The sequence below is a fragment of the Psychromonas aquimarina ATCC BAA-1526 genome (genome assembly GCF_000428725.1).
In the GTDB taxonomy this organism is placed as follows: Bacteria; Pseudomonadota; Gammaproteobacteria; order Enterobacterales; family Psychromonadaceae; genus Psychromonas; species Psychromonas aquimarina.
Genome location: NZ_KE386793.1, coordinates 312,548 through 326,742, shown reverse-complemented (window position 1 = coordinate 326,742; position 14,195 = coordinate 312,548). Strand labels below are relative to the sequence as shown.

Annotated in this window: 11 protein-coding genes; 3 read left to right on the top strand and 8 right to left on the bottom strand. The window is 44.9% G+C overall.

Features of this window, described 5'->3' with window-relative positions; genetic code table 11:
* Positions 1 to 118: 118 nt before the first annotated feature.
* From G337_RS0124870 to kduD, 5 genes are read right to left on the bottom strand one after another with little or no spacing between them, the layout of a single operon-like run.
* A complete protein-coding gene (locus G337_RS0124870) occupies positions 119 to 742 on the bottom strand; it encodes a bifunctional 4-hydroxy-2-oxoglutarate aldolase/2-dehydro-3-deoxy-phosphogluconate aldolase (protein ID WP_028866248.1) in 624 nt (207 codons plus the stop codon).
* Between the two features lie 23 nt (positions 743 to 765).
* Complete coding sequence (gene kdgK / locus G337_RS0124865; RefSeq protein WP_028866247.1) at positions 766 to 1,698, bottom strand: 2-dehydro-3-deoxygluconokinase; 933 nt, start codon at positions 1,696 to 1,698, stop codon at positions 766 to 768.
* Positions 1,699 to 1,754: 56 nt separating this feature from the next.
* A complete protein-coding gene (locus tag G337_RS0124860) occupies positions 1,755 to 2,393 on the bottom strand; it encodes an RpiB/LacA/LacB family sugar-phosphate isomerase (RefSeq protein WP_028866246.1) in 639 nt (212 codons plus the stop codon).
* A 42-nt stretch (positions 2,394 to 2,435) separates the two neighbouring features.
* Entirely contained in the window at positions 2,436 to 2,960 is a 525-nt protein-coding gene (locus G337_RS0124855; protein ID WP_028866245.1) for a YgjV family protein, read from the bottom strand.
* Between the two features lie 27 nt (positions 2,961 to 2,987).
* Entirely contained in the window at positions 2,988 to 3,749 is a 762-nt protein-coding gene (kduD, locus tag G337_RS0124850) for a 2-dehydro-3-deoxy-D-gluconate 5-dehydrogenase KduD (protein ID WP_028866244.1), read from the bottom strand.
* 267 nt (positions 3,750 to 4,016) lie between these two features.
* Between kduD and kdgR the strand changes: the two genes are divergently transcribed.
* Positions 4,017 to 4,799, top strand: coding sequence for a DNA-binding transcriptional regulator KdgR (gene kdgR / locus G337_RS0124845; RefSeq protein ID WP_028866243.1), 783 nt, complete (start codon positions 4,017 to 4,019; stop codon positions 4,797 to 4,799).
* A 631-nt stretch (positions 4,800 to 5,430) separates the two neighbouring features.
* Here the strand turns inward: kdgR and G337_RS0124840 are convergent.
* From G337_RS0124840 to G337_RS0124830, 3 genes are all read right to left on the bottom strand, one after another.
* Entirely contained in the window at positions 5,431 to 10,689 is a 5,259-nt protein-coding gene (locus G337_RS0124840) for an ImpA family metalloprotease (protein ID WP_028866242.1), read from the bottom strand.
* Between the two features lie 403 nt (positions 10,690 to 11,092).
* A complete protein-coding gene (locus tag G337_RS0124835; RefSeq protein WP_037028598.1) occupies positions 11,093 to 12,517 on the bottom strand; it encodes an ATP-binding protein in 1,425 nt (474 codons plus the stop codon).
* Entirely contained in the window at positions 12,510 to 13,241 is a 732-nt protein-coding gene (locus G337_RS0124830; protein ID WP_028866240.1) for a response regulator, read from the bottom strand. Before G337_RS0124830 ends, G337_RS0124835 begins: the two co-directional genes overlap by 8 nt.
* Before the next feature lie 181 nt (positions 13,242 to 13,422).
* Here G337_RS0124830 and G337_RS0124825 point away from each other — a divergent pair, with 181 nt between their 5' ends.
* Positions 13,423 to 13,815 (top strand): hypothetical protein, encoded by a 393-nt coding sequence (locus tag G337_RS0124825; RefSeq protein ID WP_028866239.1) that lies wholly within the window; start codon positions 13,423 to 13,425, stop codon positions 13,813 to 13,815.
* Positions 13,812 to 14,048 (top strand): SHOCT domain-containing protein, encoded by a 237-nt coding sequence (locus G337_RS0124820; protein ID WP_051303618.1) that lies wholly within the window; start codon positions 13,812 to 13,814, stop codon positions 14,046 to 14,048. Before G337_RS0124825 ends, G337_RS0124820 begins: the two co-directional genes overlap by 4 nt.
* The last annotated feature ends 147 nt before the right edge of the window (positions 14,049 to 14,195 follow it).

Here is a 14,195-nt window from a genome sequence, read left to right as displayed (position 1 = left end):
TAGAAAGTCTATAACACTTTGCTGTAGTTCAATTTTTTAACAAAAATGCAGGAGTCAGGGGATAATATGAGCAGGCCTGTCCGCAGAGGCTGTATGCCGCTGCGGACCTGGTTTTTAATTATTTTAAAATGGAAGCTACCTGTGCAATTAATGAAGCAAGATTTTCCCACTCTTCATTATCAATAAGATCTGTCGGAATCATCCAGGTACCGCCGCAGGCAAGTACTGATGAAACAGCCAGATAATCATTGACATTCTCAGGATTCACACCGCCCGTCGGCATAAAACTAACCGGATAAACAGCGCTTAAGGCTTTCAGCATATTAACGCCGCCGGAAGGTCCAGCAGGGAAAAACTTAAGCGTATCAAGCCCCATCTCCATCGCCTGCTCCACTAGACTTGGTGTATTAACACCAGGGATAATAGTGATGCCGCGCTGCTGACAATATTTAACCGTGGTAGGGTTAAAACCAGGGCTGACGACAAAATCCACACCGGCATCAATTGACTGGTCAACCTGCTCCGTGGTTAATACAGTACCGGAGCCGATCAGCATATCAGGATACGCCTCGCGCATATTTTTAATTGCCTGCGCGGCGGCGGCTGTTCTAAAAGTCACCTCAGCACAAGGCAGACCGTTTTCCACTAATACCTGTGCCAGCTTAGCTGCTTTGCCTGCATCTTTAATCGCAATAACAGGTACGATTTTAATTTCACTTAAACGCTGATTAATAGTTTTCATAATATTCTCTTTAAATTAAATAGTTAAATTGACGGCATATAGTGTTTATCAATAAGCGCGCCGGGATGCTGGATAACTTCAGCCGCCAGGCGGTGTCCGGCAGCGGCCGACTCGCTGATATCACCGCCTGAAAGACGTTTTGCTAAATAACCGGCACTAAAAGAATCTCCGGCGGCAGTTGTGTCGATTATTTTATCGGCCCCCAGCACTGCTGCCGGTACCGATATCTGCTCTTGACCTTTGACCACAATACAGTCATCGGCGCCGCGTTTAATAACAATTTCATCCACGCCCAGCTCACGGCTGCGCTCAATCGCCTGCAGCTCACAGGTATCGCCATAAAGTAAAACTTCATCGTCAAAAGTAATAAACGCAATACTGGTCAGTTTTAATATACGCTGGTAGAACTCCTGAGCCTGCCGCGGCCCGGGCCACAGCGAAGGACGGTAATTATTGTCAAAAGCGATTAAAACTCCTGAGTTTTTACACTCTTGAAGCAGCTCAAATAAAATTTCCCGACACTCATCTGTTAATATAGCCAGACTGATACCGCTTAAATAGATAAGCTGATGCTCTTTCAGCTGCGCAGTCAGCAGCTCAATATCACTTTCCAGCAGCCAGCCTCGTGCGGCTGAATCATTACGCCAGTACTGAAAAGTCCGCTCGCCGTCAGCAGCTGTCTCAATAGCATATAAACCGGGCAGTTTAGCGTCACAGCGGTGCACTAAATCGACATTAAGCCCTTCTTCAATCCAGGCATCAAACATACTCTGGCTGAAACTGTCGACACCAATACCGGTAACATAGGATGTAATGATCTGCTCTGCGCTGCTAAGGCGGGATAAATAAACAGCCGTATTTAATGTGTCTCCGCCAAAACCCGGTTTATATAATGCACCGCTTTTCTGCAGTTCCACCATGCATTCACCAATAACTGCAATACGATCCGCTTTCATTATTTATCTCCTTAACAGATGTAAAAAATGCCGCAAAAGTGGCTGGGACATAAGTTTTACGCTAAAACCTGACGTACATATTCAGCAATTTCCGGTTCCTGACAGTTTTCAAAGAAACACTCCTGAAAACGTCCGCCGCTGACTGCCGTTTTAAGCAGCTCAGAATCAATACTGCGCAGCGTATCAAGGTAGTTATCTTTATTAACCGCGGCTTTTACTTCACTCAAAATAGCAGCATTAGCAACCTGAGGAGCTTTACGCTCAACCGGGTAACCCTGACCTTTCTCACCTGAGAATGCCTTTTCAAAAATATACCGAACATTTAACTCACCGGCCCAGCCGAAACCTTTAGCGTAAGCTAAAGCTAATGCATTGCCGTTATTGATCTGCGCAAATAAAAAGGCATCTGTCGGATCAATACAGTAGCCGCAGACAACACCCGGGTGCAGATTAAGCGACATCATTGCACCTTGACCTGTACCGCATCCGGTTATAATAAAATCAACCGCTTTAGAATTAATCAGAATACTGGCCATAATGCCTAAATGAACATAAGTCAGGTGATGATCATTCTCATCAGACATACCGACATTAAACACCGGGTAACCTTTCTCAGAAGCAACAGCGTTCAGTTCATTTAATACAGCTGCATTTTTACCCGCCTGGCTGTTTTCCATCATTAATGCGATTTTCATGTAAATTTCTCCAATTATAGTTTTTAAATTATTTGCTAAATATTATTTCTCAACGGCGTAATCTGCTTTGCCCTCACCGTAAAGGCGGTAAATAGTCAGTAAATTAACACTGATCAAAGTGCTTTCCAGCATAACTCCGCCGATTGAGCCGACCACAATATTGTTAATTAACCAGCACAGCGCACCAAGCAGAAAACCGATACGCATCTTAATGCCCTGCAGCATAAATACCGATACAGTACCGATAATCCCGCCCAGAACCGGCAGCAGATCGAGCAGGGAGTCAGCGGCCCAAAAACCGCTTAAAATCCCAGCGCCGACAAAAAACAGCGCGGCATAGGCAGATGATGTATAAATCGAAGTGCCCGTGCGTACAGCTCCAAGCAAAGCGCTAAGCGCTGAAATAAAGGAGCCCAAAAAGAGATAATGAAACATATGATTAATATTTAAAATCAGCATCACAATTTTTAAACTGCGGTCATTTTTCTGACTAAAAGCGATAATACCTAAAGCAAAACTAAGCAGACCTAACCATTGTGCAAAGGGTAATTCAAATATATATGTCACATTATCTCCTGAAAGCTGATGCCTTAATCAGCGTGACAGCCAGCCGCCGTCAACAGCAATGGTATAACCGTTAATATAATCAGCGGCCGCCGATGCTAAAAACACGCAGGGGCCGGCTACATCTTCAGGCGTTCCCCAGCGGTCTGCAGGAATACGCCCCACAATGTCATTATTACGAGTTTCATCAGCACGTAGTGCGGCAGTATTATTGGTTGCCATATAACCAGGTGCAATCGCATTTACATTCACTCCGTGCTCAGCCCACTCATTCGCCATGGCACGGGTAATGCCCATCACCGCACTTTTTGATGAGGTATAAGAAGGTACACGAATACCGCCCTGATAAGACAGCATAGAAGCAACATTAACAATTTTTCCGCCGCCGCCCTGCTCTATAAACTGTTTAGCAACAGCTTGAGATAAGAAGAAAACAGATTTACTGTTGATATTCATCACGTCATCCCAGTCCTGCTCAGAAAAATCGATGGCATCATTACGACGAATAATTCCCGCATTGTTCACTAAAACATCAATTTTTCCCAGTTCAGCAACGCTGCGCTCTACAATCATTGGGATATCATCAAGTTTCATCAGGTTGGCACGGATATCAATAAACTTACGCCCTGTCGCTTCAATTTTTTCAATGGTTTCTGACGGCTCAACAATATTAACACCAACGATATCACAACCAGCCTGGGCTAAACCTAAAGCCATGCCCTGACCTAAGCCCGTATCACAGCCTGTTACAACCGCTACTTTACCCTGCAAATTAAAAGAATTTAAAATCATAATATTTTCTCCGCTAGTCTCGAATATCAGCTGTTTGTTTTTATTAAGCTGCTTAAGTTGGATATACAGTAACAGTAAAAAAAACGCCTGGCAATTATTTTTAAAACAACGTTTCAAAAATATATTTACATCAATTCAAATTCAACAAATCTTAAACTCTGCTTTTTTGAAATTTATGAAACACCTTTTTAAAAAAATAGCCGAGCGGTATTTTTTGTGTTTATAATAAAAATATTATTCTATAAAGCAGCAGAAAAGGTATCACTCATGGACAAACCCAACCAGCCGGAAGCCGTTTCTTCGGTGATGAAAGTATTTGCGATTCTGGAAGCGCTTGGTGAACAGGAAGATATCGGCATAACAGAACTGTCACAGCGTCTGATGATGTCCAAAAGTACCACTTACCGCTTTTTACAAACCATGAAAATGCTTGGTTATGTATCTCAGGATGGTGAAGCAGACAAATATTCACTGACCCTGAAACTATTTGAGTTAGGATCAAAATCATTGGAGTATGTCGACCTTATCGCTCTTGCCGACAAAGAGATGCGCCATATTTCAGAGCAGACTAATGAAGCCCTGCACCTGGGAATGCTCGACGAAAATGCGATTATCTATATCCACAAAATTGATTCTGGTTATAATCTGCGTATGCAGTCAAAAATAGGACGCCGAAATCCACTGTACAGCACAGCAATCGGTAAAGTTCTGCTGGCAGAAAAACAGGAAGAGTTTGTACGCGCCCAGTTAGCACCGGTCGAGTTTATTAAGCACACGGAAAAAACCTTAGAAAATACCGAACAGCTGCTGTCAGAACTGACACAGGTTAAAAAGCAGCATTTCGCAGAAGATAACGAAGAGCAGGAGCCGGGTTTACGCTGTATCGCGGCACCGATTTACGACCGCTTTGGTAATGTCACTGCCGGTTTATCGATCTCTTTTCCCACCATACGTTTTGATGAAAAACGCCTTTCCTACTATGTTGAACTGCTGCACCAGGCGTGCAGAAATATATCACAGCAGCTGGGATACAAACATTATCCGGTTTAAAACAAACAGAGTAACACCATATACTGCATTAGTTATGATGTTACTCCACATATAACTTTTTTATGCGCACAGAAAAAGTAAGTGCTCACCTGCAGTCTAGCTCAGCTATTCATAACAGGTCCGCTTAACGGCAGACAGGTTGTCAGCATAGAGAACTTCATCTGTCAGCCGTTCGCACTTCTCCTGCCCGATAACCGGAAACGTTTAATTTATCCGTCAGTTGATCTAAACAATACACTCAACAGATCGCCGCCGATTTAGCTATCGGAACCATTGAGCCTATAACAGCGCTTTCCTATAAAAAACTCGGCATGGAGCTTAATTAAATTAAAAGAATAAATCTCTTTTAACTTCTTTTTATTAATTTCAAGCCACTGCCATTAACTTTGTCGGCTGCAAAGTTTCTATCTTATTTAGAAAATGAAATTAAGGCAGATCGTCAGCGAACTAGATCATCCTTAACGCAGGCAGCTCAGCCTGCACCTGGAACTTTAAAGAGATTATAGATAAGAGGGGTTATTGAACGACGTAGAAAGACAGGGTAATCAAACTGCTCAGGAGCTGAAAATGCAGGGAGTTTCCTCCCTGCAGCAGATTTACCCTTTATTAGTAAAGAGTTTTACAGCAGCGGTTACTGCCAGGGCGTTTTACCGTCTAACGGTATAGTACGTTCAAAAGGCTGGAACGGCATAGTGTCTCTAGGCACATAGAAATGTTTACCAAGAGATTCTAAGTTATAAGTTTCAACCTGAGCAGCGGCAGTCTCCGACACTTCAATCCCCCAGGCAGAGAACTGCTCGCGCCAGTCTTTACCTGTTAAGAATGACAGACTGATCACCATAAAATCATTACCGCCTAGACGTGGTCTTGATTCATAAAGGCTCATACCTAAACGGTCTTTATTCGCCAGCCAGTCAGGTGTTTTACTCACCTCCCTTGAATGCAGATACAGCAGGGTGAAGGCATCAAAGCCGTTATCTGTTAACCCTAAATACTCAGCTGCATAGACTATCTGCATATATAAGGTTAACTGGTCAATATCGCCCATAGTCCACAACAGACTTTTCACATGTGCAGTCGGATCTTCACTATTCTGCCCCTCCTGCATCCAGGCAAAAATCTTAGGCATCTGCTTAGCTGTTTTAGTCGAATTACTGTTGTTAAACTTACGCATATGCATAGGGAAGATATTATTGGAAACTTCAGTCGACATTCCGCCGTAAATCTTCAGCGGGCCGATCTGTAAGTTATGCCCTATTTCATGCCCTTCAAGCCAGCCGTCTGCTCTAAAGTATCCCGCAGAATCGTAAGGGTTGCCTGAACAACCAGAACCACAGTGTGAAGCAAAGTCATGGTTGGCACGCTGCGTAATAGAACGTTTATGCCAGCTTTCATTAAGGCAGTTAAGCCCTTTCTCTTCACATATTTTTAATACCGCAGGGCTATGCTGAATATTACCATTGCCGACAAACCCGCCTAACATATCGACAGAGCCGACCGTTGTATCGAGAATACGGTCAACCATTTTCTGCACATCCCCCTTATAATAGTCTTCAACTGTCCTGACCATATGTTGACGCTGCGAGTAAAGCTGGAATCCAGGTACATCGTAATACACCCAGCTGTACGGTGTCGCCGCTAAATCAGCTCTAAAAGTATTGATATTATCCATGGTGCCGATCAGGTGCTGACCGACATTAGTGAAGTTAAGCTCAACTTCTTCCTGCAGTGCTCCGTTAATCTGTACCGGCCCGCCGTACGGCGAAGTTAAGGTAAGTTTTTCACCAGGATTAACTGTAAAAGCAGGTGATCTTAAGTATTTAGGGCGCTGGTACTTAGTTCCCCACTCTTTGGTTGAGCCGGTGCGCATGGTATTCATAAATACCTTCACTGACTGCTCGGCATCACTGCCCAGTTCAACCGTAAAGGGGACGCCGGGATGCGCATAAGCGCCGGTCGGATGCCAGTTTACGCCCGCTCGCGGCTGCAGTACACTTTGGTATGTCTCCTGCAGATAAGCAGAATCTACAGGCTCTGCAAAGTTGCCCAGATCATTTTGCGCCGGCGCTAAATCACGGTTGTAATATACCGTATGATCAGCAAACCACGCCCGTAGCCAGGGGGTCTGGTCACTCGCGCTGGATGATAAACGATAAACTATCTGCGTGCGGTAGACATCACCTAATAAAACCATTGATTTCAGCATATCAGAGCTGTTCTTATCCTGGAATAACGGAACATTCTTCACATCACTGGCGGTCAGCTTATTTCTTAAGGTTTTCACTAAACTGTCAAACTGCTCCAGGAATTCAGGTGTTTTACCTTCTGCAAGTACAAAATCATAACTTTCATTCTGCAGGCTGCTGTTGAGCTCTTTAAATTTAATCAGTGAGCTGTACAGCGGACTCTGCAGGGCCAGATCTGATAAATCGTCAGGATTATAAGCATTTGCCGTATCACCGATCTTTTTATTACTTGCACCGTAAACATAACCCAGCTCAGTCAGCAGCTGATTAACCAAAACATCAGAGCCTTTGTACTGGCTGTTATTGGTGAAGATAACCGGCATTTCCGGATATGTGTGGATCATCTCCAGAATGTCTTCTACTTCGTGCTCATAGAGACCTTTACCGCCGATCACCAGAAGCTCCGGCTGGGTAAATTTATTGAAAGGCACCTCTTTAATCTGCAGCGGTGCCTCACCAGCACTGCCGCTGAGATCAGCAGAATTTTTACCGACAGACATGACCGAGAGCGGGATCCAGGACAGCTGCGTATCATTTTTACTGGTCAGCCACTTTATTAAGCGGTAAAAACTCTCATCCGACAGCCACTCCAGTCCGGCAGCCGCAGTATAAGAGCGTCTGTCATTAGCAATGCTGGCGGCCGCCAGGATCTGATTTTTATCACCAATTACCAGCGGGAAAGCAGGAACAGCAGAGCCCCATACATTCGGCTCAATAAAATTAGCAGTAGCCGATGCAGGTACATCGAGCAGCTCGCCGTCAAAAATAAAATCAGCCGCTTCCTGCGCCTGCTCTAAACGCATACTGTTATCAATACTGCTGCTGATCTGTGCATGCAGTTCATCAATATCATCAACCGCGCTGATATCCCCCGTGCTTAATGCCAGCTGCATTACATCGGAATCAGGACGCGGTTTGATATAGGAGAAGTCTCCCACACCGCTGCCGTCATCTTCAGTAATATAAGTAATATTCTTAGCTTCAACCTGTGCACTTTGAGCGGTCTGCACATCACTGCTGATACTGTCCAGCAACTGACTTTGCAGGAATGACTGCTGGTGCTGAACATCGATAGCTATCGAGTCATCCAGCTGCAGCGCATAACTGTCGCGGAGCAGATGAATAAGACTGATCGCATCAAAACCATCAGCGGCGAATGAATCAACAGCCAGCTCATTAAGCTGCGCAATACTGGCATTCAAATAGACCATCGGCTCCACAAATTCAGCTTGATAAGCCGGGCTCTGCCCTTCACTCAGAGTGAAATTAAAAGAGTCATGCTGCAGGTTTGCGAACATCTCCTGCACAGAATCAAGTTCATCATCTGATAATTTATTTAAGGCAAGCTTTAACATCTGCGTACTGTTCTCCCATACACTCTTATCTTCTCGATAGTAGTTATGTCCAGACGAGCGATAACCAAAATCGCTCACGATCTGTTTTGCCTGTTCGCTTAACTTCCAGTTCCAACTGCCGTAATGAGTAAACATTAGCGGTACGTCAGGAAATAACTGATGCTGACGGCTTACCAGATCTGCCCAGGTTTCATTCTGACTGGTCTGCATTATAATCAGATCCGGCTCGGTCCCTTCCTGCCACTCCTGCCAGGAAACCGCATTCAACGGGATATTCTGCTGGTCAGCCCAGGCATTAAGATGGTTTTTAGTCCCGCCGTTATTACCGGCAATCAGTACCGTCACCTCTTCCCATTTCAGCTGCGTAAGCGAGGTGTTCATTAACCAGCTCATCAGCTGAGAAACAGTGTCTTTATCTAGGCGGTTCAGCGGTTCATACCCGAAAGCCGCCGAACGTTTACCCGGAGCTGCATTTGCAGAAGCAAATACTGAGTTTTTCTCACCGACAATCAATGGAAAAGAGTTCGGTCCCCAGGCAGATTCAACGGCTAGAGGCTCCATAAAACGAGCGTTTTTTCCCGGATTGAAATTTACTGTTTCAGGAAAAATATATTCAATCGTTTGTGCTGCCTGCGCGTTAGGCAGCAGGGAAAATGCCTTGTTTAAATCATCGTAAATAAGATCGCTGTCAGTGAAGTTTTTCACATCTCTGTCCAGCAGCGCTTTTTCCGCCATATCACTAAAACCGCTGGCAAGGCTAAATAAAGATACTTTTTCAAAGATTGTAGAATCCAAAGCAAGCACATTTTTAGCAAAATAGCGGTTTATAAATGCTTGTTTATCAACGCGTTCAAGCGCCAGCGGCTGCGGTGCCAGATCCGCTTTCACCTGCGCCAGCTCAGTAAACAGCATCTGCAGCTTAGCCGGGCTGTCAGGATACTCAACCGCTTTCTGGTTAGCCGCAATCGACGCAATACCAGTGCCGTACAGTTCGGCGAAATTAGCATCATTACCGTCAGTAAGTTCAAAACTATCCGTCTTGGCCGCCATATTAGTTAGCGCGGTTTCAACTGCGGCCAGCTCTACGTATAGCGGATCATTCAGCGCGCGATTGATCTGCTCTTCTGCAGACAACTCTACCACCTGGTCCTGATCATAATAGTTAGCACGACCGTTAAAACTCATGCCGAACTGTGCCAGGAACTCTTTTAGATGAGCCGAACCGGACTCTCTCTGGGTATGGTAGAGCAGTACGTTAGTTGTAGGGAAACGAGTCAAACGCTCCTGGAGCATCTGCAGCGAGGCGGCATCTGCACTGGACTTAACCACAACCAGATCAATATACTGCTGCGGATCAATTTCAGTTAAGGCCTGCTGGCTGGATGTTATGTCGCGCTCTGCAGCCCAGTTTTTAATCTGTGAGCCGTTGTAGCCGCCTAAGACTGCAACGCTCAAGGTGTCTGCTGTCTGACCTTGATCATCTTCAACAATCCAGTTGATCAGACTATTAAAATTCGGCGCGGCCAGATATTTAAAAACATCACCGGCAAAAACAGCCACTTTATTCTCTCCACCAGTGTATACGGCTGCATGTGCCCGTTTAGTTTTATCTCCAGAGATTATCGGCAAAGCAGGTGCATTCCACAAGCTGGCAGCCTGATCTAGGTAAACAAAGGTAGAATAACGGCCTGGATTGTAGTTAACCGGATCCGGAAATATTTTCGGAATAACTTTGTTAACATGTGCAGAGCCGAGTTTATCCAGCTCTATTGATATATCCTGATAAAGCCCTTCTGCCTGAGCAAGCAGTTCATCACTTGGAGTCGGCACAAACGTCACCTGCAGATTATCAATATAAGGCCCCAGCGATCTTAATGTTTCCAGATTAATAGTATTCTCGCCCTGCTCCAGAGTAAAAGTAACTGCTTCACTCTGTTTCCAGGTTCTCCAGTTATTCGTTGCCGGGAACTGGTAAGTACTTGCTTCACTGTCATTGGCACTTAACTGCATATGACGATCATTTTTACTGGCATAACGAAAACTCAGCTGGTAATCGCCCTGCTTCGGTACGTCCAGCGTCCAGGTGATCACGTCGCCTTTTCTTGTTTCTGTTTTAATGTATGCTCCGCCTGTATAGCCAGACCCCTGACGGTTATTTTTTAACACAGCCCCTGTAAGCACTGCGTCTTCCGCTCCGTAGACAGTCGGCGAGGCAGGAGCGTTATATGCGGCGACCGGCATTGACCCTGCTATAGAAAGCGCTAATAACGAGCGTTTGAATTTATTCATGGTTATATTCCTTTTTTGGATGTCATTTTAATCACTTAAAATCATTTATAATCACCAGAAATCACTACAGAATAAATGCTGCAGTTAAAGACGAAAATAACAGCAAAACTACCTATAAAGAGAGTGAAATAACGTGAATAAAAGTGAAAAATAGTGATTTCCTAAAGGACGGGCTAACAAACAATTTCGGACTAGGCTGCAAGGCATTGATATAATTAGGTATTATTTTCAGCAATGCACATAATTAGACAGCTTGAAATTGTGAAGGGAAAATCAAAGAGAACAAAGCGTTTGATTAAACAATAAACAAAACATTAGTTTGTTTTGCACCACATACTGTTTGACCTGGTCACATGGAGGGGCAGGATAGAAAAGGCCGGCGGCACTAGCGCCGGGCCCAATTTTATTTAAGCTTTTCCCGGTCAGTGATAAGCGGAAACATCAGCTCGGCACACAAACCACCTTCAGGCCGGTTAGTTAAGGTTAACTGACCGCCGTATGCCTGGATAAGCGAACGGGTAATTGCTAAACCTAAACCCACACTCGACGCATTAGTATCACGCGCTTTATCTAAACGCACAAAAGGTTTGAGCACTTCCTGCAGCTTGTCTGCAGCAATACCCGGCCCGTTATCCAGTACCTGAATAATCAGTTTATCAGCAGCGCGCCTGCTTAACACAGAAATACAGGCCTGCTCCCCTGCGTACTGCAGGCTGTTGTTAATTAAGTTTTCCATCATACGACGCAGATTAATAGGAGGAAGGCGGCAGCTGCCTATACCGTCTTCATCATACTTTATATTTTTTATATTACGATCCTGATAATCATCAACAATTGTCTGAATTAAACTGTCTAAATTCACCTTCTGCGGCGCTTCAAGATTGACATGGTCCTGTGCAAACGCCAAGGTGGCGGCAATCATCTTTTCCATATTCAGCAGCGTATTATGCATATTCGTTTTATCTTCACTGTCCTCGATAAACTCTAACTGCAGGCGCAGACTGGTAATAGGAGTACGTAAATCATGGGAAATGGCCGCCATCATTTTAGTACGGTCATTTATGTATTCCTGCAGCTGCTGCTGCATTTTGTTAAATGCCTCAATCGTCGGCTTAATATCACTAGGCACATCCAGTTTAAGAGGCGTAAAATCCCGGTGTGTGCCCATGCGCTCAGCCGCATCAGCAAGATCTTTTACCGGTTTTAAGGAGTTCTTTATTGTCCATAACATTAGCAAAGTAGTTAAAACAGCAATAAATAATAATGACAGGAGCAGATACCATGACCACTGCAGTGATTTTTCTTCAATCGAAGAGGTGAAATTCAGCCACTTTCCAGAGCCCAGCTGCACAGAACCGGAAACTACCGGCAGATAACCCATAGACTGTCGGTGCATGCCCTGCATCCCTCTTCCGCCGTGCCGCCCTCTAGAATGTGCCTTATTAGAATGCCCGCTGCCGTGTTGACGGTTGACCGCTCGAAGGCGAACATCAACGGCCTGCAGCCTGGCAAACTGTGCCCGCTGTGATTTAGAAAGCTTTAATAACCTGTGCTTTGAAACCATTGGCTGCAGAGCAATAGACAGCTGCATATCAGAGCCCCGGCTGGCCTCGATGATATTGTTGTGCAGTGTCTCCGGCACCCCTGACAGTATTTCTACCAAAGCAAGTACACGGTTTACTGTTACTGAGCTGGAAATACTGCTGATATTCTGCTGCCGCTCATTAGTCACTAACAGCGCAGTCAGCAGGGTCCCGATACTAAAGCCCAATACCATAATCAAACTAATCTGCTGCAGTAAACTTCTGCTTTTAAACCAGTCAGACATTTTCAACCTCACAGCTGAACTGATAGCCGCCGCCCCAGATGGTTTTAATAAAACAGGGTTTCTTCGGATCTGCTTCAATTTTTTTACGCAGGCGGCTGATTAAAGTATCAATGGAGCGGTCATAAACATCCCCTCCCCGCCCCTTAGCTAAATTTAATAAAACCTCGCGGCTAAGTACAACATGCGGGTGACTGACAAATGCATGTAATAATGAAAACTCGGTTGAGGTTAGCGAAATCAAACAGTTATCAGGACTAAAAAGCTCTCGAGTGGTGATATCTAATGACCAGGATGCAAAAAGGTATTTGACCGGGGAATCAGCTTCGGGTACATCACTGGATGCGGCCGGTATACTGTAGTGCCTTCTTAATACCGCTTTAATGCGGGCAAGAAGCTCTCGTGGATTAAAGGGTTTTGCTAAGTAATCATCAGCACCTAATTCTAATCCGACAATTTTATCTAACTCTTCGGCAAGTGCCGTGAGCATGATCACCGGCACATTCGATACAGCCCGCAGCTCCCGACATAAAGTCAGCCCGTCTTTACCGGGCATCATTAAGTCAAGCACAATCAAATCAACACTGTTGTGCTTCAGAAATGTTTCCATTTCATGACCATCACCGGCAGTCTGAACACGATATCCATGCTGAGTTAAAAAACGTTTCAGTAAATTGCGGATATCAGCATGGTCATCGACAACTAAAATCCGATTATTTGATTCCATAAATTAAGCTCTATTGTTCTCTATATGTCTTCACTATACACCAGTATCAGTGCGTAAGTGTTTCAAAGTATGTCAGTTTTAAACACTGACACACTTTGAAATAAAGTAAAAGATTTGCGGCACACTTTGCCGGCAATTATTTGCTTTAATTAAGGCAGGAACAACAGAGGAGGGATAAATTATGAAAACTAAAACATTAATAGCGGCATTCATTATTGCTTTATCACTGCCGGCAGCAGCGGCCGCTCGCGGACACCATGGCTGGCATATGAATCAGCAGTACCACAACGGGGTTATGCAGGGCAATGTAAACTGTCCGAGAATGTCGGGCAATACACAGCAGACTGGCCAGATGCAGCCGGGAATGTGCAGACAGGCAGGCATGCAGTGTCCGAGGCTGTCTGCCGGTTCACAACCAGCAGACCAGATGCAGCGCAATGTAAACTGCCCGAGACAAACCGCCGATTCACAACCGGCAGGCCGGATGCAGCCGGGAATGGGTAGAAAAGCAAACATGCAGCGCAATATTAACTGTCCCTATGCGCCACAGCAGCAGACAGGTGATGCACAATGAGTATGACACAATGTTTAGGAGGTAATATGTTCGGCTGGCACGGAATGGGATTCGGTATGGGATTATCTACACTGATATTCTGGATTTTAATTATATTAGCTGTTGTGTGGTTAATTCGACACCTGCGGGCAGAGAAAAGCTCATCGGATCCCGCATTAGAGATAGCGAAAAGGCGCTTTGCACAAGGCGAAATTGATAAACAGCAGTTCGATGAAATTAAACGCCATATTTAAGAGAACGATAAGAACTCACGGCTCAAGGCGCTTGTTCTGTACCCGCTGCCATTCAAAATACATTTATCAGGAGGACACCAGGGCAAGGCGCAGCATAAGTGACCTTTCGAGCATGCTCCCCGAAAGGTGAGCATTTTCGTTGTTATG

Coding starts and splice junctions, on each gene's coding strand:
- kduD (WP_028866244.1), bottom strand. CDS start 3,749: ATGATTTTAAATTCTTTTAATTTGCAGGGTAAAGTAGCGGTTGTAACA.
- G337_RS0124835 (WP_037028598.1), bottom strand. CDS start 12,517: ATGTCTGACTGGTTTAAAAGCAGAAGTTTACTGCAGCAGATTAGTTTG.
- G337_RS0124840 (WP_028866242.1), bottom strand. CDS start 10,689: ATGAATAAATTCAAACGCTCGTTATTAGCGCTTTCTATAGCAGGGTCA.
- G337_RS0124830 (WP_028866240.1), bottom strand. CDS start 13,241: ATGGAATCAAATAATCGGATTTTAGTTGTCGATGACCATGCTGATATC.
- kdgK (WP_028866247.1), bottom strand. CDS start 1,698: ATGAAAGCGGATCGTATTGCAGTTATTGGTGAATGCATGGTGGAACTG.
- G337_RS0124860 (WP_028866246.1), bottom strand. CDS start 2,393: ATGAAAATCGCATTAATGATGGAAAACAGCCAGGCGGGTAAAAATGCA.
- kdgR (WP_028866243.1), top strand. CDS start 4,017: ATGGACAAACCCAACCAGCCGGAAGCCGTTTCTTCGGTGATGAAAGTA.
- G337_RS0124870 (WP_028866248.1), bottom strand. CDS start 742: ATGAAAACTATTAATCAGCGTTTAAGTGAAATTAAAATCGTACCTGTT.
- G337_RS0124825 (WP_028866239.1), top strand. CDS start 13,423: ATGAAAACTAAAACATTAATAGCGGCATTCATTATTGCTTTATCACTG.
- G337_RS0124820 (WP_051303618.1), top strand. CDS start 13,812: ATGAGTATGACACAATGTTTAGGAGGTAATATGTTCGGCTGGCACGGA.